The sequence below is a fragment of the Corynebacterium ihumii genome, assembly GCF_028609825.1.
Lineage (GTDB): Bacteria > Actinomycetota > Actinomycetes > Mycobacteriales > Mycobacteriaceae > Corynebacterium > Corynebacterium afermentans.
Genome location: NZ_CP063190.1, coordinates 1986562 through 2007693, shown reverse-complemented (window position 1 = coordinate 2007693; position 21132 = coordinate 1986562). Strand labels below are relative to the sequence as shown.

The 21132-nt window shown below is 64.3% G+C and carries 14 protein-coding genes and 2 pseudogenes; 12 read left to right on the top strand and 4 right to left on the bottom strand.

The genetic code is table 11. From position 1 onward, the window contains the following. Positions 1 to 20: 20 nt before the first annotated feature. The 7 genes from CIHUM_RS09775 to CIHUM_RS09745 all read left to right on the top strand — a co-directional run bounded on the left by CIHUM_RS09775 (position 21) and on the right by CIHUM_RS09745 (position 6774). On the top strand, positions 21 to 863 hold the full coding sequence (locus CIHUM_RS09775) for a sulfurtransferase (protein WP_035000153.1): 843 nt from the start codon (positions 21 to 23) through the stop codon (positions 861 to 863). A 29-nt stretch (positions 864 to 892) separates the two neighbouring features. Further along, positions 893 to 1792 carry a type III secretion system chaperone family protein gene (locus tag CIHUM_RS09770; protein ID WP_273680212.1) on the top strand — a complete coding sequence of 300 codons (900 nt, stop codon included), beginning with the start codon at positions 893 to 895 and terminating at the stop codon, positions 1790 to 1792. A 5-nt stretch (positions 1793 to 1797) separates the two neighbouring features. Then, entirely contained in the window at positions 1798 to 2325 is a 528-nt protein-coding gene (gene pyrE, locus CIHUM_RS09765; RefSeq protein ID WP_035000152.1) for an orotate phosphoribosyltransferase, read from the top strand. Further along, positions 2318 to 2998: a TrmH family RNA methyltransferase gene (locus tag CIHUM_RS09760; RefSeq protein WP_262360377.1), complete on the top strand. Its 681-nt coding sequence runs from the start codon at positions 2318 to 2320 to the stop codon at positions 2996 to 2998. The genes pyrE and CIHUM_RS09760 overlap by 8 nt, the downstream gene beginning before the upstream one ends. Positions 2999 to 3229: 231 nt before the next feature. Further along, positions 3230 to 4426, top strand: a complete 1197-nt coding sequence (locus CIHUM_RS09755; protein WP_035000151.1) for a glycoside hydrolase family 76 protein — start codon at positions 3230 to 3232, stop codon at positions 4424 to 4426. A 48-nt stretch (positions 4427 to 4474) separates the two neighbouring features. Beyond that, entirely contained in the window at positions 4475 to 5509 is a 1035-nt protein-coding gene (fbaA, locus tag CIHUM_RS09750) for a class II fructose-bisphosphate aldolase (protein WP_035000150.1), read from the top strand. Between the two features lie 92 nt (positions 5510 to 5601). Beyond that, positions 5602 to 6774, top strand: coding sequence for an FUSC family protein (locus CIHUM_RS09745; RefSeq protein WP_035000149.1), 1173 nt, complete (start codon positions 5602 to 5604; stop codon positions 6772 to 6774). Between the two features lie 317 nt (positions 6775 to 7091). On the opposite strand, the gene CIHUM_RS09740 is transcribed toward CIHUM_RS09745, so the two are convergent. Continuing rightward, positions 7092 to 7958, bottom strand: coding sequence for a PRC and DUF2382 domain-containing protein (locus tag CIHUM_RS09740; RefSeq protein WP_035000148.1), 867 nt, complete (start codon positions 7956 to 7958; stop codon positions 7092 to 7094). Between the two features lie 327 nt (positions 7959 to 8285). Then, complete coding sequence (locus CIHUM_RS09735) at positions 8286 to 9080, bottom strand: hypothetical protein (RefSeq protein ID WP_035000147.1); 795 nt, start codon at positions 9078 to 9080, stop codon at positions 8286 to 8288. 52 nt (positions 9081 to 9132) lie between these two features. On the opposite strand from CIHUM_RS09735, the gene CIHUM_RS09730 reads away from it, so the two are divergent. Beyond that, the gene (locus tag CIHUM_RS09730; RefSeq protein WP_035000146.1) at positions 9133 to 10422 is read left to right on the top strand and encodes an adenylosuccinate synthase; all 1290 of its coding nucleotides are present in this window, start codon (positions 9133 to 9135) and stop codon (positions 10420 to 10422) included. A gap of 183 nt (positions 10423 to 10605) precedes the next feature. Here the strand turns inward: CIHUM_RS09730 and CIHUM_RS09725 are convergent. Together CIHUM_RS09725 and CIHUM_RS09720 are read right to left on the bottom strand one after the other, a co-directional pair. Then, positions 10606 to 11707: pseudogene (locus tag CIHUM_RS09725) on the bottom strand (IS30 family transposase). Between the two features lie 81 nt (positions 11708 to 11788). Next, a pseudogene (locus tag CIHUM_RS09720) lies at positions 11789 to 12010 on the bottom strand (transposase); the annotation flags it as partial. Between the two features lie 537 nt (positions 12011 to 12547). On the opposite strand from CIHUM_RS09720, the gene CIHUM_RS09715 reads away from it, so the two are divergent. From CIHUM_RS09715 to CIHUM_RS09700, 4 genes are all read left to right on the top strand, one after another. Next, entirely contained in the window at positions 12548 to 13759 is a 1212-nt protein-coding gene (locus tag CIHUM_RS09715) for an ATP-grasp domain-containing protein (protein ID WP_243427183.1), read from the top strand. 78 nt (positions 13760 to 13837) lie between these two features. Continuing rightward, positions 13838 to 15187, top strand: coding sequence for a phosphate acetyltransferase (pta, locus tag CIHUM_RS09710; protein ID WP_035000145.1), 1350 nt, complete (start codon positions 13838 to 13840; stop codon positions 15185 to 15187). Further along, positions 15188 to 16393, top strand: a complete 1206-nt coding sequence (locus CIHUM_RS09705) for an acetate kinase (RefSeq protein ID WP_035000144.1) — start codon at positions 15188 to 15190, stop codon at positions 16391 to 16393. Positions 16394 to 17064: 671 nt separating this feature from the next. Next, positions 17065 to 21129 carry a Rib/alpha-like domain-containing protein gene (locus tag CIHUM_RS09700; RefSeq protein ID WP_420536131.1) on the top strand — a complete coding sequence of 1355 codons (4065 nt, stop codon included), beginning with the start codon at positions 17065 to 17067 and terminating at the stop codon, positions 21127 to 21129. The last annotated feature ends 3 nt before the right edge of the window (positions 21130 to 21132 follow it).

The window sequence follows — 21132 nt, the reverse complement described above, 5'->3', positions numbered from 1 at the left end:
ACACCGTTACACTTGCGGCCATGAGCGTGTTTGTCTCCGCCGCTGAACTCAACGAACGCATCCAGACTGGCCAAAAACAGACCATTATCGCCGCGCTGTGGGAGCCGAAAGACGGCAAAGCGTGGTCCAAATTCCAATCGGAACACATCCCGACGGCGCTGTACTGCGACCCGTCGGTGCAGCTTGCCGGCTTGCCCGGCCGCGCGGTGGGCCGCAACCCGCTGCCCAGCATTGACGTTGTCAGGAAAGCAGCCGCGGGCTGGGGCATCGAGGACGGCCGCCCGGTGTACATCTACGACGGCGGCAACGGCCTGTTCGCCGCCCGCGCGTGGTGGATCCTGCGCTGGGCGGGCGTGACGGACGTCCACATTCTCGACGGCGGCTTCGCCACCTGGGACGGCGAAGGCTTCCCCACGGTTGCGGGCCCGGGCGGCATCGTCGTCCCGCGCGGCGTCGAGCTCACCGAGGGCAACTTGCCGTCCGCGACCATGGAGGACGTTAGGGCATTTGAGGGATTGCTTATCGACGCCAGAGGTGCCCGCCGTTTCCAGGGCCTCCGCGAGATCCTGGACCTGCGCGCCGGGCACATCCCGGGTGCACGGAACTTGCCGGTCAACGACCTGTTCGACCCGGAGACCCACAAGGTGAAGGACACCGACACGATCCGCGACCGCTTCTCCCAGCTGGGGGTTACCCAGAACACGGACCCGGTCAGCGTGATCACCTACTCCGGCTCCGGCAACCACTCCGCCCTGCTGCTGGCCGCGATGGAGCACGCCGGCCTGCCACTGCTCACCCATTACGTGGGCGGCTGGTCCCAGTGGAGCGCGAACCGCGACAACCCGGTGGCGACGGACATTTAGTGTCGGGCCGCGCGGTAGCATAGGCCGCGATGGTCATCCTGCTGTTCGTTCTCGCACTCGTGGCGCTGCTCGCCGCCGTGGCGCTGTTCGCGTCGGACTCCCGTGAGCGCAGCACACACCCCGCCAAACCCGCCAAGCCCAGCAAGCGCGCCCGCCGCGCCTGGGCGCGTGAAAACGGCTACGCGTTTGCGTCCAGCGACGACATGCTGGCCAGCGAGTGGTCGCGCGGCGCCGCCGCCGGGGGAGCGCCCGCCCGAAACGTTGCCACCGGCGCCGCCTACGGGCACGACGCGCACGTGGCGGACCTGGGTGAGGCCACCGTCGTCGCCATGGGCACCGGCGCCGAGACCAGCGCGGTGGTGGATTTTCGCCGCACGGATTTCGCGGCGGAGGGCTCCGATGACCTGGTGGAGCTGGACACGCACCATGGGTTCACGTGTTTTGCCACGCAGGCTGGGGCGGGCCGGAGGTTCGTCGATAGGCGAGTGCTCACTGCGCTCGAACAACTTCCCGCCGCCGTGCAGGCAGTCTGGTTCGAGGGCGCGTGGGCGATTGCCCAGCTGGGCCGCGACGCCACCCCGCAAGATTGGGACGCCACCCTCGCGCCCCTGGCGCTGCTCGCGGATGCGGCCCGGACGCTGCCGCCTATCGACGACACCCCGCTGAACCTCCCATTCCCCACCCGCGAAATCCCAGGACAGGCCCCCGCGGCGGCGCCACAGGCGGAGAACGAGCCGGTGATGCAGCGCCCGGAGGACCCCGTGGAGCTGCCAACGCGCACCACCGGTGGCGAGCGCGGCGAGGTGGCCGACCACACCATCGGCGGCGACGACGTGGAAGCTATCGCCGGCGACGAGCGCCGCGTGGTGGATCTGACCCGGGTGCGCCGCATGCAGGGCCCGAGCTCAATTTTCGACGACAAGGAGTAGAAACGATGAAGGAAAAACTCGCTGAGCTGGTCAAAGAGCTGGCAGTGGTGCACGGCAAGGTGACCCTGTCTTCGGGCAAGGAGGCGGACTACTACGTGGATCTGCGCCGCGCGACGCTGCATCACGAGGCCAGCCCGCTGATCGGCCAGCTGCTGCGCGAACTCACCGACGACCTGGACTTCGACGCCGTCGGCGGCCTCACCCTGGGCGCCGACCCGGTGGCCACCGCCGTCATGCACGCCCCCGGCCGCCCGATCGACTCGTTTGTGGTGCGCAAGGAGGCGAAGAAGCACGGCATGCAGCGCCGCATCGAGGGCCCGTCCATCAAGGGCAAGCGCGTGCTGGTGGTCGAGGACACCACCACCACCGGAAACTCGCCGCTGACCGCCGTCGAGGCATGCCGCGAGGAGGGCGCCGAGGTGGTCGCGGTGGCCACCGTCGTCGACCGCGCGACCGGCGCCGACCAGGTGCTCCGCGACGCCGGCCTGGAGTACCGTTTCCTCCTCGGACTCGAAGACCTGGGCCTTGCCTAACTTGCCTGACGTGTCCAACTCGTCCAACGAGGAGCTCCGCGGCCCCACCGAATGGAACGAAGGCCGCCACGGCGTCGGCCCCTGGGAAGGCCAGTGGCCCGAAGACCCCCGCTACGACCCGGAGTTTCTCCGCGACGGCGACCGCCGCAACGTCGTCGACGCGTACCGCTACTGGTCGCTGGACGCGGTCGTGGAGGACCTTGACCAGCGCCGGCATCCCTTCCACGTGGCCATCGAGAACTTCGAAAACGACATGAACATCGGCACCGTGGTGCGCACCGCCAACGCCTTTTTGGCACGCGAGGTGCACATTGTCGGGCGCAAGCGGTGGAACCGGCGCGGCGCCATGGTCACGGACCGCTACCAGCACATCCGCCACCACGAAACCGTCGCCGACCTCATGGAATGGGCCGCCGCTGAGGGGATTCCGGTAGTCGCCATCGACAACACTCCCGGCTCCGTGCCGCTGGAGACCGCCGAGATTCCCCGCGAGTGCGTGCTGCTGTTTGGTCAGGAAGGGCCAGGCGTGACCGAAGCCGCCCAACAGGCGTCGGTGATGACCTGCTCGATCGCCCAGTTCGGCTCCACCCGGTCTATCAACGCGGGGGTGGCCGCCGGCATCGCCATGCACGCCTGGGTCCGCCAGCACGCGGACCTCTCCCAAGCCTGGTAAGGATCTCGCTGGCGGCCCCTTCCTGCCCGAGTTTCGTAAGAACTTACATGCCCAAAAGCTTATAAGCGTATGACCTGTGTGTTTAAAGTTGGGCAGCCGTCTCGGATGTCAACTTTTGCGCGTTTCGTTTAGCTGGGCGGCCAGAACCCCTAAAACCCGCCAGAACCGGTGAAACGAAACCGGTCCCTCTGGCAATATAGGTACGAACCGTTTGAACTTGAGGAGTCCCTAGTGCCGGAAACGTGGGCGCACCGCGCTGACCTGGCTGAATCTGCCGTAAATGAACGCCACGCGCAAAAGCTCTGGGGCTTGCCCAAAACGAATCTGGCGGTGGTGACGTGGCCGCCGGGCCCCAAGGACCGTCTGTTTTGGCACTGGCACTACTGGTGGCAGGCGCAGTACCTGGATTGTCAGGTCGACGCCGCTACCCGCCGGGAAACCAAGACCCGCCGCCGCCGGATCGCGGACACGTTGCGCGGGGTGCAGCGCCGCAACCGGGGCAAGCTGCTCACCAACGTCCACTACGACGACAAGGCGTGGTTGGCACTGGCGTGGAACCGCGCGACCCGCATCGGCGGCATCAAGCGCAACCGCCACTTGGACGATCTGGAGTTTGATCTGCTCGCGGGCATCGACCCGGTCACGGGCGTGCTGCCTTGGCGAAGCGGCGAGACGTTCTACAACGTGCCGTCGAATGCCACTGCGGCTTTGCTGTTCGCCCGCACGGGCAGGCTGGATAAGGCGCGTGAGATTGTGGACTGGATCTTCGACAATCTGGTGCGCGAGGACGGCCTGCTCGACGATGGCATTCGGATGCGCATGAGCGGACCGGAGGTCGTGGATAAGATTTACACGTACAACCAGGGCACCGCACTTGGTGCGAGCCTGGAAATCGCACTCGCGCTGCGTGAGGACGTTGGCCTGGCATACAACGAGCAGATCGATTCCTTCGTCTACTCGGAGCGCGCGGACGCGTCGATGTTCTACATCACCCACATCCGCGCGATCGTGCAGTCGGTGGCGCTGAACCTGGCTACCCCGCAGGGTGTGTTGCTGAGCCCGCCGGAGGAGTCCGGGGAGGGCGACGGCGGCCTATTCAAGGGCATCCTCGCACGCTACCTGGCGGAGGTGGCGATGCGGCTGCCGGAGGATTCGAAGGAGAACATCGCCACCCGCAAGATCGCGGCGCGACTGGTTATGCAGTCGGCGGATTCGCTGTGGTCGCACCGCCTTGAGGTGGACGGTTTGCCGGTGTTCGCTGCGGAGTGGACGCAGGATGCGAAGTTGCCGCACAACTACGGGCTCGGGCCGTCGTCGATAAGCGAGGCGGTGGGGCTTGTGCGTATCGACGAACGCGACCTGTCCGTCCAACTTTCCGGCTGGATGCTGCTGGAGGCGGCGGCGAGGGTGGCTGCAGCGCAGGCGTAAAACGGGCATACTGGGGACGTAACTGCAACCCCTAGCAGGAGGATTTCCATGCCTATCGCAACCCCCGAGGTCTACAACCAGATGCTGGACACCGCCAAGAAGGGCGGCTTCGCGTTCCCGGCGATCAACTGCACCTCGTCGGAGACCATCAACGCGGCAATCAAGGGTTTCGCTGAGGCGGAGTCTGACGGCATCATCCAGTTCTCCCTCGGCGGCGCTGAGTTCGGTTCCGGCCTGGGCGTGAAGAACAAGGTTGCGGGCGCAAAGGCGCTGGCGGCGTTCGCGCACGAGGTGGCGCAGCACTACGACGTCAACATCGCGCTGCACACTGACCACTGCCAGAAGGAAGTGCTGGACGACTACGTCCGTCCGCTTATCGCCATTTCCCAGGAGCGCGTGGACCGCGGCGAGCTGCCGCTGTTCCAGTCCCACATGTGGGACGGCTCCGCGGTGCCGATCGACGAGAACCTGGAGATCGCCCAGGAGCTGCTGGCGAAGGCGAAGGCCGCGAACATCATCCTCGAGGTGGAGATCGGCGTCGTCGGTGGTGAAGAGGACGGCGTTGAGGCGAAGGCCGGCGCGAACCTGTACACCACCGAGGCAGATTTTGAGAAGACCGTTGACGCCCTCGGCACCGGCGAGAACGGCCGCTACCTGCTGGCGGCTACCTTCGGCAACGTCCACGGCGTGTACAAGCCGGGCAACGTGAAGCTGCGTCCGGAGGTCCTGGACATGGGCCAGAAGGTCGCCGCCCGCAAGCTGGGCCTGGACGAGGGCGCCCAGCCCTTCGACTTCGTCTTCCACGGCGGCTCCGGTTCGGAGAAGGAGAAGATCGAGGAGTCCCTGCGCTACGGCGTGATCAAGATGAACGTGGACACCGACACCCAGTACGCGTTCACCCGCCCGGTCGCGGCGCACATGTTCTCCAACTACGACGGTGTGCTCAAGATCGACGGCGAGGTGGGCAACAAGAAGACCTACGACCCGCGCTCGTACCTGAAGAAGGCCGAGCAGGCCATGTCCGAGCGCGTCATCGAGGCGTGCCAGGACCTCCACTCCGTGGGGAAGTCCGTGTCCAAGTAAGCACTCTTTGCTTATCGACGAAACCTCCGGCCCTCCCCGGGGGTTTTTCGTTTACCCGGAACCGGTTGCCCTCCCGCCTAGACTGTCTAACCATGGCGAAGCAGAGGATGGGTACGCGGGAGCGTCTTCAGCAGGTAGATAAGTCGGTGCAGGCGCGCTTGAAGCGTGTGCGCAAGCGTCTGCTCCCGATTATGCAGATCGGTCTCGCGGCGGGCTTGGCCTATTTCTTGGCGCGCGACGTTGCCGGCCACCCGCGCCCGTTTTTCGCGCCGATCAGCGTGGTCATCATTATTGGTATGACGGGCGGAGATCGCGTTTCCAAGTCTCTGGATATGGCGCTCGGCTGCATCCTCGGCGTTTTAGTGGGCGACCTCATCTTCTACCGGCTCGGCGACGGCGGCTGGCAGATCGCGGTCATCGTCGCTGGGTCGTTGCTTATTGCGTCATTCTTGTCTAGTTCGATCCTGGTGAACAACCAGGCCGCGATCGGTGCGATCCTGATCGCCACGATCATGCCGCCGGACGCTGAAGTCACGGGTATTGACCGCACCGTGGACGCGATCATCGGCTGCCTGGTTGCGTTGGCCACTATCGCGCTGATCCCTCAGGCCCCGATGCAGTCGGCGCGTGCGGAGGTGTCCAAGGTGTTGGGCATCATGTCGTCGGTGCTCGACGACGTCTCGGACGGATTGCGCGACAACGATCCTGCGAGCATCGACGAAGCTCTCGACCTGATCCGCGGCACTCAGACCGGCATCGACGCTCTCGCCGCTGCCATCAAGGCTGGCCAGGAGACGTCGCGAGTCTCGCCATTTCTGTGGGGTACGCGCCGCTACATCAATTCGCTCGCGCGCGTGATCCCGCCCGTCGATAATGCGGTGCGCACGACTCGTGTGTTGGCGCGTAGGGCGGGCGTGCTTGCCGACGACAACGATTCCGCCACCACCGCCCAAATCCAACTCCTGGACACCCTTTCCCAGGTGTGCCTGGAACTTTCCGAGGTCTACGACGTCAACTCTCGCGTCACCCAGGCCACCGTGATCCCGAAGTGCGTCAATGAGCTGCGTCAGGCTGCTCAGGAGGCTGGCATGGACGTCATCCCGGAAGACGGCGTGCTGTCCGCGTACGCCGTCTTGGCGCAGACGCGGTCCTTGATCGTGGATCTGCTGATGGTGTGCGGCATGTCCAACGAGTCAGCGCTCGCGGCGCTTGCGCCAACCTCGAAGACACCGAAGGTAGAGCCGGAAGCCTTCGACTTCGACTAGCGCGCCTGGGGGCGGTGCGCTCGCTCTCGTCGGCGGTGCTCGCGATGCGCGGCACCGTTGCGCCCCGTCTTCCGCGCCGCCTGATCTCCCCACCCCACGTTCGGTTTTCCGCGGATCCAGCTACAAGGATCCAGCTAATCGCCTCTCAGAGCGAGATAGCTGGGTCCTACTAGCTGGATCCGCGGTGAAAGGGGCGGTTTGGGGGTGGTGGCTGCCTCCGCCCACCCCCGCCCCCACGCACAGCGAAAACCCCGGCTGGGAGGAAAACCCAGCCGGGGTTTGAGGCGTCTAGCGCTCAAGCGCTCAGCGCTCAGTGTTTAGCGCTTGTTGATGTCGCCCTCGACGTCGCCCTCGACAACGCCGTCGGTCTCGAAGCGCTCCTTGCGGACCTCCTCGGAGACGGTCTCGGTGTCGCGGACGGTGTCCTTCTCCAGGGAGACCTTCTCTACCGGGACGGACTCCTTGGAAACGTTCACGCGGTCCTCGGAGAGGGTGACGGATGCTTCCTGCTCGCTGATGTTGCCGTCGTAGTTGGCGCGGTCAGCGTCGGTGATCGGCTCGCGGACAACGCGGACCTCTTCGCGCTCAACCGGGACCTCAACGGTCTCGGTCTCGTTGACAACGTACTTGCGCAGGCGAACCTCGCCGGTTTCGACGCGGTCCTTGGAGACGTTCAGCTGCTCCTCGGAGCGGACGATCTCGCCGTTGTCAGCGACATCGCGGCGGTCAGCGTCGACAACGTCGCGGCGCTCGGTGTCGACGTTGCGCTCGCCAGCTGCGTAACCAGCACCTGCGCCAGCAGCACCTGCGGCACCGGCGGCGCCGGTCTCTGCGAAGCGGTTACCGGTCTCGTAGGTGGTCACGTCCTGGGTGTTCTCCAGGCCGTAGTGGCGGTAGAACGCGTCCTGGTCCTCGGTGGTGAGGTGGCCGTTCTCGTCCAGATCCGGAGCGTCCTCGATGCGGTCCTTCTGGAATGCGAGGTGCAGCTCGCCATCACGCAGGGTGTGGCCGCGCAGCGGGACGATGGAGTCGCCGCCGCCGAAGAGGCCGTGGTTGACGGAAACGAAGTCCGGCTGGCCGGTGGTGTCGTTGACGTAAACGTCCTTGACGCCGCCAACCTTGTCGCCGTCGACGTCGTAAGCGGTGGCGTTTGCCAGGTCCTCGATGCGGTTGAAGTCAGCCATGATTTCTCCTTAAAGAATTCGGCTAGTAGATTTGTCGTGCCCCGCGTTTCCCGTCTGAAGCGGTCCTTGCGGGAACAAATCCGAATGTAGGGAAGGCCCCGCCCCTACGTCTGGACGGTCGTCCAAATTTGGGTCACTGAACAAAAGTTCGAGCGACAAACCTCCCAGTTTCAGGTAGCCCCTTAAATGCGTCTGTGACGTGGGCATTTGCCTATCGACGGCACCGAAAACGAAAAAACCTACAACACTTTCAAATACCGACGAGATAACGAAACGCTAACCAAGCGCCACATAAATCCCACTGTGAGATAAATCACTTTTAGGAATCTAGGGCTCTCGCACGCTCTGGATGTCGCGTAAATGGCGGTAAAAGGTGACCCGGGAGACGGGTCGGGGGCGCAGAGTGCCGTCGATAAGTACGGCAATTTCCTCGCCCCCGGATTGCAGCGCGCGGCCCGCGAGCACCCGGGAGGAGTCGGTGCGGCGCACGGGAAGCCGTCGGAGGAAGCGACGCGTGGGCACCAGCGGGCTGGTGAAGGGGACCGCGACCAGCCCGGGCGCGTCCACGGTGGGCACGAGCCGTGCGCCGTACTCGTCGCCGCCGACGAGCACCTCCGAATCCACGACAATTTCGCCTACGTAGGGCGCCGACCCGTCGCCGGTGTAGAGCTCCGCGGACCCCGCAACCGCCTCGCCGAAGTCCGTGCGCACGCAGGGCATCGGCCGCACCGTGCCCTCAACCGCGAGTGCTATATCGCCTGCGCCCCACACGAGCGCTGCGGGCGAGTGCCTATCGACGGGCACGTAACCGACCTCCACCCACATCACGTCCACGCGCATGAGGCGGGTGAGCACGAGGCCGAGCGCGCGGTCGTCGCCGGAAACAATCACGCGCACTGCTTCTGCGGGGCGCTGGGGCGCGAACGCCGGCTCGCCGAGGTGGGACACGTTCGGGCTGGCCTGAATCTCATCCAAGGATGGGGTGGGATCCTCCGGCAACACCTCGCGGGCGATCTGCGTCAAAAACTTCAGTTCCCGCTGGCTGGGGTGCTGGGGAAGGTCGAAGCGCTGGGCGCCGGGGATGACGGGCGCGTCGCCGCACGCGCAGTGGATGAGCCGCATGGCGCTCACGCTACAATATGGCCGTTATTGCGCCATATATAAGGAGTGTGCGATGTCCGCCATCATCATTGTGGGCGCCCAGTGGGGCGACGAGGGCAAAGGCAAAGCGACCGACATCCTCGGCGGCAAGGTCGATTACGTGGTTAAACCCAACGGCGGCAACAACGCGGGCCACACCGTTGTGGTGGGTGGGGAGAAGTACGAGCTGAAGCTGTTACCCGCCGGCGTGCTCAGCGAGAACGCCACCCCGATCCTTGGCAACGGCGTGGTGGTGAACCTGGAGGCGCTGTTCGAGGAGATCGACGGGCTCGAGGCCCGCGGCGCCAACGCCTCGCGCCTGAAGGTCTCGGCCAACGCGCACATGGTGGCGCCGTACCACCAGCAGCTGGACCGCGTGCAGGAGCGCTTCTTGGGCAAGCGCGCCATCGGCACCACCGGCCGCGGTATTGGCCCCACCTATGCCGACAAGGTCGCGCGCGTGGGCCTGCGCGTGCAGGACGTCTTCGACGAGTCCATCCTGCGCCAGAAGATCGAGTCCGCGCTGGACGTGAAGAACCAGATGCTGGTGAAGATGTACAACCGCCGCGCGATCTCCGTGGAGGAGACGATGGACTACTTTGGCCGCTACGGCGAGCGTCTCGCGCCCATGGTCATTGATGCGGAGCGTGTGCTTAACGACGCCCTGGACCGTGGCGAGCACGTACTCATGGAAGGCGGCCAGGCCACGATGCTGGATGTGGACCACGGCACCTACCCGTTTGTCACGTCCTCCAACCCAACCGCCGGCGGCGCCTGTGTGGGCTCCGGCATCGGCCCGACTCGCATCACCGGGGTGCTGGGCATTATTAAGGCGTACACCACCCGCGTGGGTGCCGGCCCGTTCCCGACGGAGCTGTTTGATAAGTGGGGCGAGTTCCTCCAGGTCACCGGCGGCGAGGTGGGTGTGAACACCGGGCGCGTGCGCCGCACCGGCTGGTACGACAGCGTGATCGCGCGCTACGCCTCCCGCGTCAACGGCTTCACCGACCTGTTCTTGACCAAACTGGACGTGCTCACCGGCATCGGGGAGATCCCCATCTGTGTGGCCTACGACGTGGACGGCAAGCGCTTCGACGAGATGCCGCTGACGCAGACCGATTTCCACCACGCCGAGCCGATCTACGAAACCATGCCTGCCTGGGACGAGGACATTACCGAGTGCCGGGAGTTTGAAGACCTGCCGCAGAAGGCCCAGGACTACGTGCTGCGACTCGAGGAGCTTTCCGGTGCGCCGATCTCCTACATCGGCGTCGGCCCGGGCCGTGACCAGACCATCGTGCGTCACGGTGTGATGCAGCGGTAGCTCACCCCCTTTAGCGGGTGGATTCAAAAGTCTCAACAATTTCTCAGAATAGTGGCCTGTTCGGGTCTGCCCGACAGGCCACCGCCTTTTCACGACCGTGTTAGTGCTATCAAACATGCAGATAGCGGGCGTTTCGAGCCACAAGTTGGACAACTGTCTGTGACGGAAAGGGGGGGGGCGGGATCAAGCGGTTAATGCGCCACGTTTGAATATTTGCTGGAGTATCTCACGTGGGGTTGCTCCGCCGAGGACTTGTCGTGGTGTGTTCGTCTTGTACCCAGGCGACGTGCTCGGGGGTTACTTCGGCGAAGTCGGTGCCTTTCTTGTAGAACCGGCGCCGGATCTCACCGTTGGTGTTCTTGTTGGTCGGCCGCTGCCACGGCGCGTGCGGATCGCAAAAGTACACCTCGCAGCCGTCTTTGATGCGCACACGTGCGGTTTCAGCCATTTCCACGCCTTGATCCCAGGTGATGGTCTTGAGCTGTTCAGCGTTGAGGTCTTTGACCATCTGCTGGATCGTTTCAATCACCGTCATCGATGTGTGTTCGGTGGGCAGATGACCAAGCAGGGTGTAGCGGCTGGTGCGCTCCACCAGGGTAATCAGCGCGCTTTTGCCGCCGGTGCCGATGACAAGATCGCCTTCCCAGTGCCCGGGGATTGCCCGGTCGTCAGCCTCTGGGCTGCGCTTGGTGATTTCAGCGCCTTTGATCCACGGCTTACCGGTGAGCACACCGGCATTACGGGGCCGGGCTTTTCGCCGCTTGCCGCCGCGGATGAGCACATCTTGGGTCTTCATCACCGCTTCAAGCTCGGCGCGCAAGCTGCCTTTGCCCTGGATGTACAAGGCGCTGTAGATCGCTTCGTGGGAAATACGCATGCTTTCATCATCGGCGAAAGCATGCTGAAGCCACACACTGATGCGCCCGGGCGACCATCGGCGGGCAAGACACGTCACCACCACAGCGCGAAGTGCCGGGTTGTCGTCGAGCTTGCGCACCTTCGGCCGGTGCGCACGCGCCTTGGCGCCCAGGCCGGCCTGCCGGGCGTTGTAGTACACCGTGGCCTCACCGTCTTCGCCGACAACTTCCCACCCGTTGCGGGCGATTTCCCGGCTGATCACGCTGTGGTGGCGCCCCAGAAGTGTTGCGATCTGCCTGGCTGACATTCCCTGGTTGCACCCATGTTGGATCGTCAGGCGGTCTTCATACGACAGTCGGACTCCGCGGCCGACTTTCACACGGTCCTCGGCATAGTCGGCAGGCGCGTGGCCTGCTTGCGTTTTCATTGGTGCTGGCACGGAATCAACTTTGCTTTGTGCAGGTGGTTTTACCGTGCAAGCCTCCGGCGTGTTGGCGGGCTGTGACGCATCACGGTTTCCGCCCGCTTTCTCCTGGCGTGCTTGTTGCACCCAGCGATACACCGAATTGTCAGACCGGTCGAACGCCGCCGCAACCTTGTCAACCGGCTCACCAGCCAGCACCCGTGCGACCGCGTCAGCTTTCTGCTGCGGGGTGATGCGGGGCTTTTGCTGCAGTTCGGTGAGCACACCGACTTTCGCCAACCGCTGGTACAACGCCCCTGGTGACATGCCTAACGTCGCAGCCGCATCCGGTACCGACATACCTGAAGCCACCAGCGCCACCGCCTCGTCGATGAGTTGGTCGCGCTGAAGCGCCAACGCCTTCTTCGGTGGGAGTGCGCCAGCTTGCTTGACCCATTCATAAACCGTGGCCTCTGCCACACCGGCCTCACGAGCAATCTCGCCGACATCATCGCCTGCAACAAGCCGCGCAACAGAAGCAGCCTTCACATCTTTCGGAGTCCAACGACCAGCCACAACAACCTCCAAGTCGAGGTGGCGCATTCACCCACTGACAACTCCGCCCGATCCCAGGGTGAGGATCCCAGGGTCTGTGCGAGTAGACACAAAACGAAAGCGGGCCGTGCTGGTGAAAACCAGCAGACCCGCTTTCAGTCTCCGACTCCGTAGAGCCAACAGTAGCAAGCGGCCCGCGCAAACGAAAGTGGGCCGTGCCAGCGAAAACCAGCAGGGCGCCCAACCATCCCCGCACGTCACGCGTTTACGTACCAGCCCGCACCCGGAACTGTGGGATAATCAGCTCCCATGACTGTTCCGCACTCTGCAGAGCACCCCTCCGAGCGCCCAGCCGGGCCCAACACCGGACCCAACGCTGACCACTCCGCCGACGACACGGGCGCTATCCCCACCGTCCCCGCCGCGCCCGCTGCCAGCGAGGAACCGGCGGAGATGCCGCGCCGCGCGTTGATCCTGGGCGAGTCCGCGATGGCGCTCGACCTAGAGCAGGCCTACAAACGCATGGGCTTTGACACCCGCATCGGCGCCGCGAGCATTGCGGAGGTGTTTTACCCGGGGATCATGGTCACCTCGGGCGATGCGGAGGACACGATCGAGACGGTCCAGGAGATCTCGGAGCGTGTCGGTGCGGTGGTGGCGCCGTCGGTGGACGCGTGCCGCCACACCGCGGACCGGATGGCGGTGCGCAAGCAGGCCAACGAGGAGCTGGGGCTTCCCACCCTGGACTACGAGTTCGCCGCGACCCCGCAGGAGATGCACGACGCGGTGGAGCGCATCGGCTACCCGTGCGTGGTTAAGGCGCCGACCTCTAAGGACGGCGAGGGGTTCAGCTTCGTGCACAGCGACGCGGATCTCGCGGACGCGTGGCGCGCCGCCGATCGGGGTCTGGGCCAGGGCGCGGTGGTGGAGCGCTACATCGACTTCGACTTCGAAGTCACCATCCTCGCGGCGCGTTCGATTGACCCGAGCACGGACGAGTTGGCCACGTGGTTCTGCGAGCCGATTGGCACCCGCCACAGGGAAGGTCGGCTCGTCGAGAGTTGGCAGCCTGCGCCACTGCCTGAAGCGGCGATGGACAACGCGCGTTCCATCGCCGCGCGCATCGTCGGTGCGCTGGCCAGCTGCGGCATTTTCTCGGTGGAGATGTTCGTCTCGGGCGACGATGTGTACTTCTCCCAGGTCACCCCGCGCCCGAGCCGCGACGGCCTGGTCACCTTTGTCACCCAGCGCATCAACCAGTTCGACCTGCAGGCGCGCGCCACGCAGCGGCTGCCCATAGATTCGACGCTGATCAGCCCTGGTGCGGTGCGCTTTTTGGAGGGGCACCCGTCGCAGGCCGCGCTCGCTGCGGCGATGGCGGTGGAGGAGGTTACGGTGCGAATGCTTGGCGACGGCACGCTGGTCCTCGCCACCGCCGATTCCGCAGCCGAGGCCCGCCAACGCACGGATGAGGCCGTCCGGGACATCCATAAAATCGACGGCAAACCCGGCGAGAATTAGATCACACCATTCGGTTCGTCTTGGCGGGGCTCGCACCGGTAAACTGTTGCATGTTTGCCCACGACGAAAGGTGAAGCCATGTCTCAACGCCAATCATTGCTGGTAACCCTCGCTAACCGCACCTTCGACGGACTGGATCTGCAGCAGCTTGCCAGCCGCTTGGAGCTGCCCCTGGTGCGACTTTCGGGTGACAGCGTGGCAGAAATCTTCAACTCCGAACAGGTCACCGAAGAGCCGGCGCTGTATGCGGGTACCGGCGACTACAACTTCGATGCTCAACTCGCCGCTGCGATTGGCGCCCCGGTGCTGCTCGCCGCAGGCGATGAGGCGACTGCCAAGCTCGCTGTAGCGAGGATTGGGGAGTTGGGGGCGACCGTGGCGTCGACAAGCGACGGCGATCTTTCGGACGTTGAGATTGGCAGCGCGGACGCCCGGCAGGTGATGAGCCCCGTGGTGTTCGAGCGCCAGCTGATTGAGCAGGCCAAGGCCAACCGCAAGCACGTGGTGCTGCCTGAGGGTGAGGACGACCGCATCCTGCAGGCCGCGGACCAGCTGCTCAAGCAGGGCGTGGCTGAGCTGACCATCCTCGGCGACGTGGACGACATGAACCGTCGCGCGCAGGAGCTGGGCCTGGACCTGTCCAAGGCTAACTTGGTCAACCACCTCGAATCCGAGCTCGCCGAGGAGTTCGCCGCCGAGTTCGCGGAGCTGCGCAAGAAGAAGGGCGTGACCGTCGAAGAGGCGCGCGAGACCATGAAGGACGTCTCTTACTTCGGCACCATGATGGTGCACAAGGGGCTTGCGGACGGCATGGTCTCCGGTGCCGCGCACACCACCGCGCACACGATTAAGCCGTCCTTCCAGATCATCAAGACCGCCCCGGGCGCGTCCGTGGTGTCCTCGATCTTCCTCATGGTCATGCAGGACCGCCTCTGGGCGTTTGGCGACTGTGCCGTGAACCCGAACCCGACCGCGGAGCAGATCGGCGAGATCGCCGCCGTGTCCGCCAAGACGGCCGCGCAGTTCGGCATCGACCCGAAGGTGGCCATCCTGTCCTACTCCACCGGCACCTCCGGATCCGGCCCGGACGTGGAGCGCGCCGTGGAGGCAACCGCGAAGGCGAAGGGGCTCGCGCCGGACGTCGCCATCGACGGCCCGCTGCAGTTCGACGCCGCATGCGACCCGGGTGTCGGCGCCAAGAAGGCCCCGGATTCCCCGGTTGCAGGCCAGGCCAACGTGTTCATCTTCCCCGACCTCGAGGCGGGCAACGCGGGCTACAAGATCGCCCAGCGCACCGGCGGCGCCCTCGCTGTTGGCCCGGTGCTGCAGGGCCTGAACAAGCCGGTCAACGACCTGTCCCGCGGCGCGACCGTGCCGGATATTGTCAACACCGTTGCCATCACGGCGATCCAGGCGGGAGCGAAGTAAATGGCCTACGTACTCGTTATTAACTCTGGTTCTTCTTCCATCAAGTTCCAGATCGTGGATCCGACCGCCAACGCCTCCGACGACCCGTTCGTCTCCGGCCTGGTCGAGCAGATCGGCGAGCCCCAGGGCCGCATCACCATCAAGCACGACGGCCAGAAGTTCGTCGTGCAAATGGCGGTTCCCACGCATGCTGACGGCCTGCAGGAAACATTCAAGCTTCTCGACGCCAAAGGTATCGGCCCGACCCAACTCGACATCGTCGCCGCAGGTCACCGCGTCGTCCACGGCGGCATGGTCTTCTCCGAGCCGGAGCTGATCCTGGACCCGGTGGTGGATATGATCCGCGACCTGATACCGCTGGCACCGCTGCACAACCCGGCCAACATCGACGGCATCGAGGTTGCCCGCGCCCTGCTGCCGGATATCCCGCACGTCGCGGTGTTCGACACCGGTTTCTTCCGCGACCTGCCGCCGGCCGCTGCCCTCTACGCAGTCAACGCCGACGTGGCGGAGCAGAACCTGATCCGCCGCTACGGCTTCCACGGCACCTCCCATGAGTTTGTCTCCTCCCAGGTGCCGGAGCTGATCGGCCGCGACCCGAATCACACTCGCCAGATCGTGCTGCACCTGGGCAACGGCGCCTCCGCGTCGGCCGTGGCTAACGGCCACCCGATTGACACCTCCATGGGCCTGACCCCGCTGGCCGGCCTAGCCATGGGGACCCGCTCCGGCGACATCGACCCCGGCATCATCTTCCACCTAGTGCGCCAGGGCGGCATGTCCATCGACGAGATTGACAACCTGCTCAACCGCCAGTCCGGTGTGAAGGGTCTGTCCGGCGTCAACGACTTCCGTGAGCTGCGCGCCATGATCGAGGAAGAAGACGAAAACGCCTGGCTGGCCTACATGGTCTACCTGAACCAGCTGCGCCGCTTCATCGGGTCCTACATGATTGCGCTAGGCCGAGTGGATGCCATCACGTTCACCGCCGGCGTCGGTGAGAATGATCAGCACGTGCGCATGGACGCCCTGGACAACCTGAAGATGTACGGTATCGAAGTCGACCCGGAGAAGAACGTGCTGCCCAACGACGGCCCGCGCATCATCTCCACCGACGACTCCAAGGTGAAAGTCCTTGTCGTGCCCACCAACGAGGAGCTGGCCATCGCGCAGAAGGCCGCCGCCGTCGCCGCCCGTGTAGGGTAGTGCGGCGCTGGGTGTTTCGTGCCCCTTCGAGCCCCGTCACCAGTTCGCAAGTTCTGGCGGCGGGGCTTTCTGCTGCGCTTGTTGCCTGATCGTCTAGCAGCGTGGGGAGAGTGCTAGACGATCAGCCTGATACTGAAACTCAATGCCATCATCACCTGGGGAAATGCGGAGCCGGTTCGCGGATCGTCTAGCAGCGTGCGGCGGGTGCTAGACGATCAGCGATCTTGGTGCTGGTGGGAGCTGTTGGCGGGGGTGCCGGAGGCGTCGATAGGCAATGTGCAAGCTGCAACTAGCAGATCAAGTGTCCAAGTGTTTATTGTTCCAGGTGATATTGAAAAGCGGGTTCGGTAGCGGCGTGATCTGCTAGTGCCTGAATCGACCGTTCCCGCCCAAACATATGACGATTCCGTCTTTTGTGATGGATTGCACAAAACAAGCCGAATCTTGGCTATGGCAGGGCAGAAGACTGCGCTGACCTCTATTGGCCTGTCCTACAGCTCCAAAAAACATAATTGTGTTGTCTTTATGGGTTTGGGTATATAGGTTTACGAGTGCAGAAAACCGTATTGTTGGCTGTTGAGTTAGTTAGCGATAAATAAAAAATTTAGGAAAGGGGTCTTGCATTGACTGGAAAGGACGACCGCGTACCTTCGCGTCGGCGCGGGACATCAGTGGCCGCGTGCGCTCTAGGCCTGTCGCTTGTGGTGACGGGCGTCCAGCCGGTTGCAGCCCCGCAGACTGCCTCGCAGGCGTCGGCGGCTACCGCCGATATCTCAACCGCGAGGTATCAGGGAACAACAACGGTCAAGTACGGCGAAAAGACGGTGATCGCTCCGGCGTTAGTAGTGCTGAAGCCTGAAAGCTACGAGCTTGCAGATGGTGTTAATCCGGGCTGGAATGCACGGATCGCGGACCCTGCGACGGGTGAGATTTCGCTCAGTCCCGACCCCGACGCTGAACTTCCAGAATCTGACACGATCCCAGTGTTGGCAACCTTCGAAGACGGGTCTACTAAGAACATTGGGGCATCGATCGCTCTTGCTAGTGGTCCGGTCTACGTCGAGCAGAGTGACAAGGTGTTCTGGACCGGGAAGGAAATCAACGCTGTCGACATCCGCGTCTACCGCGCTTCGTTGCTCTCGGGCCTGGAAATCGACGAAAAAACGTTGCCACCAGGTATCACCGCTACAAAACGAAACTTCGGCGGCATTAAGCATATTTTCCTTAAAGGCACCCCGACTGAAACAGGCACCTCCGTGGTGAAAACCCAGCTGGTTCAGGGGGGCAAGGTCGTCGAGGGTGCGAACGGGCCGCTTGAACAGACCTTCACCATCACGGTGAAGGACTCTGCAAACTTGCCGGCTCCGGTTGTAGAAAACATTGTTGAGGATCCGGCGCCGGCTGAGGCCGGCCAGCCCGTGAACATCATCATTCCTACCGATAACGCTTCCTCTGTCGAGGTGACCAACCTTCCGGACGGTGTCACCTACGATTCCGAGAACAGCAAGATCACCGGCACCCCGACCACGCCCGGTGATTACGAGGCCGATGTTGAGATCGTCACCAATGACGCCAAAGTGAAGCGCGACAAGATCTCCATCAAGGTTGCGGAGCCAGGCAGCCTATCGACGAGCGAAGCTTCCACCACCGCGCCTCCCATGACAACCGATCCCGAGGAGTCCACCCCGGCTGAGCCGTCTGTTTCGGGTGAGTCGACGACGACTGAGCAGCCGACTACGGAGCCTTCGACGGCTGACGTGTCTACCGGGGTGTCGACTCCGGTGACGGATCCGACTGCACCGGGGACGTCTGAGACGCCGGTGGAGCCGTCTGTTTCGGGTGAGTCGACGACGACTGAGCAGCCGACGGCGGAGCCTTCGACGGCTGACGTGTCTACCGGGGTGTCGACTCCGGTGACGGATCCGACTGCACCGGGGACGTTTGAGACGCCGGTGGAGCCGTCTGTTTCGGGTGAGTCGACGACGACTGAGCAGCCGACGGCGGAGCCTTCGACGGCTGACGTGTCTACCGGGGTGTCGACTCCGGTGACGGATCCGACTGCACCGGGGACGTTTGAGACGCCGGTGGAGCCGTCTGTTTCGGGTGAGTCGACGACGACTGAGCAGCCGACGGCGGAGCCTTCGACGGCTGACGTGTCTACCGGGGTGTCGACTCCGGTGACGGATCCGACTGCACCGGGGACGTTTGAGACGCCGGTGGAGCCGTCTGTTTCGGGTGAGTCGACGACGACTGAGCAGCCGACGGCGGAGCCTTCGACGGCTGACGTGTCTACCGGGGTGTCGACTCCGGTGACGGATCCGACTGCACCGGGGACGTTTGAGACGCCGGTGGAGCCGTCTGTTTCGGGTGAGTCGACGACGACTGAGCAGCCGACGGCGGAGCCTTCGACGGCTGACGTGTCTACCGGGGTGTCGACTCCGGTGACGTCGGGCCAGACAACCTCCGCACCGGAGCCCACCGACACGGAGCCCATCCCGACCAAGCCCACCACCGCGAAACCGGCCCCGTCGGTCGATGACTTCGCCTGGGATAAGCTGACCGTGCAGGCAGGCACTACCGAGGTTGCGGTGCCTCAGCGCAAGCCGTCTAAGACCGTCGGCGTGAGCGCGGAAGGGAGCGCACCGGAGTGGCTGTCCGTGGCATCGGACGGCCAGGTCGTGGCGGAGCCGGGCCGCGACGTAGAGCCGGGCGAGTACACGGTGGATGTGGTCTCCGAGGATGGGGAGCGCGACACCATCACAGTTAAGGTGACGGCGCCGGTGAGCGACGCGGACCGCATTAGCAAGATGGAGTACAAGGACACTTACGTCCAGGCGGGCAAGACGAACTCCAGTCGCGCGCCGATCGCCGTCGTGGACCGCGACGGCATCGAGTACGAAGGTCAGCCGCTGCCTGCTGGCACGAAGTTCTCTACCGAGAGCGCCGAGGGAACCGTCGACGAGAACACCGGCGTTGTCACAGTGAAGGCGCCGTTGCGCTACCCGGTGGGTGACACCATCGAAATCGAAGTTGATTTCACCTACCCGGACGGCACGACCGGCGAAGCTACGGCGGTTTTCCACGTCGATGCCGGCGCGCAGAACGAGACGTACAACCCCGCCTACCAGGAGGGGCTCGGCGCGCAACCGGGCAAGACTGTTGTGGTGCCGCTTCTCGACGGCACGTTCCCCGTCAATAAGGACGGCGAGAACATCGGCCAGTACGCGCTGGCCCCGGTGTACGACGACAAGGGCAACGAGCTCGGCGCGGCCAAGTCCTACAAAGGCTGGGATGTCAGCATCGACCCGGATACTGGCGCGATCTACGCTGCTGCTCCAGAGGAGAATCCGGTGCCGATCACGGTCCCGGTGACGGTGCTGTACTCCGACGGCACGGTTTCGGACAAAGAAGACAAGCCCACCGTCTTCGCCCACATTGCGGCATTGACAGGCCCGTCGCTGGCGGACTCCTCCGCGGCCGTGGGCTACGGAAAACCGTTCTTCGACGCGGACGGCAACATCCGCATGTTCCCCACGGGCTCGATGTCTCCGGGCGCGACGTTCGAACAGGCCGGCCTGACGGCGCTGCCTGTGGAGGTCGATCCGGAAACAGGCGCGATTACCGTGAAGGTGCCGGAGGATGCTCCGGTTGGCGCGAACTTTGACATCCCGTTGAAGCTGACGCTTCCGGACGGATCCGTGCAGGAGATCACGGTGCCGGTGGCCACACAATCCGAGGCCGCCAGCCAGGTCGTGTCCTGGCGTCCAGTGCAGGTCACGGAGACCGGAACCCCGGTCACGGTGGCGCCGAGCCAGGCCCCGGCTGGTGCCACGTTCGCGCTGGCCGCGTCCTTCGGCGCAGATGGCTGGCAGGCGTCCGTGGACCCGAAGACGGGCGCGATCACTGCTGCCCGCAACGGCGACGAGGAAGACCCGCAGGCCGCGCTGATCCCGGTGGTGGTGACGTTCGTGGACGGTTCGCAGCGCGTCGTCGAGGTGCCGGCGACGACCGTGCGCGGCACTGCGGCGCTGACGCAGGTGGAGTATCCGCGCGTGACCATCAACGCTGGCCAAAACGCCATTCTGCATCCGAATGTCACCGGTGCGTCGTTCTCCCTGATCAAGCCGATCCCGGGGCTGCGCACGAAGATCGACCCGGACTCGGGCGATCTGACCGTCGCCAGCTACGACGGCACCGTGCCAGGCCCGCGCGACATCCCGGTGCAGGTCACGTTCGAGGATTCCTCCCACACCATCACGTCTGCCAGGGTTGAGGTCCGCACCAAGACCGGCAAGGGCACACTCGCCGAGAGCATCGTGCTTAACGACGTTACCGCTGTCGGCCGCCCCGACACCACCACGCAAATCACCCTGCCGGTGCCCCGTGCAGCTGCGAAGTATCCGTTCAGTCTGGGCGAGTTCGACGCCGACGGCTGGGAGGTCTCCCTGGACCGCACCCGCAGTGTGCTGGACATCCACGTTCCCGCTTCTGCCGCCGGCCAGGTCAAAGAGATTCCGGTGAACGTGTTGCTCGCCGACGGTTCCACGACTCAGTTCAAGGTGGCTGTGGAGGTTGATGGCGTGGCGGCCGGAGGGTCGTCGCAAAGCGAAAATGGCTCCTCGAAGGCCTCACCCTGGGTGTGGGTGCTCGCGGTGCTTGGATTGTTGGGTGCAGCTGGCAAGGTTTTGTACGATAACCGAGATAATTTTCAACACTTTTTAGAGCGGTGGATGTAGGCG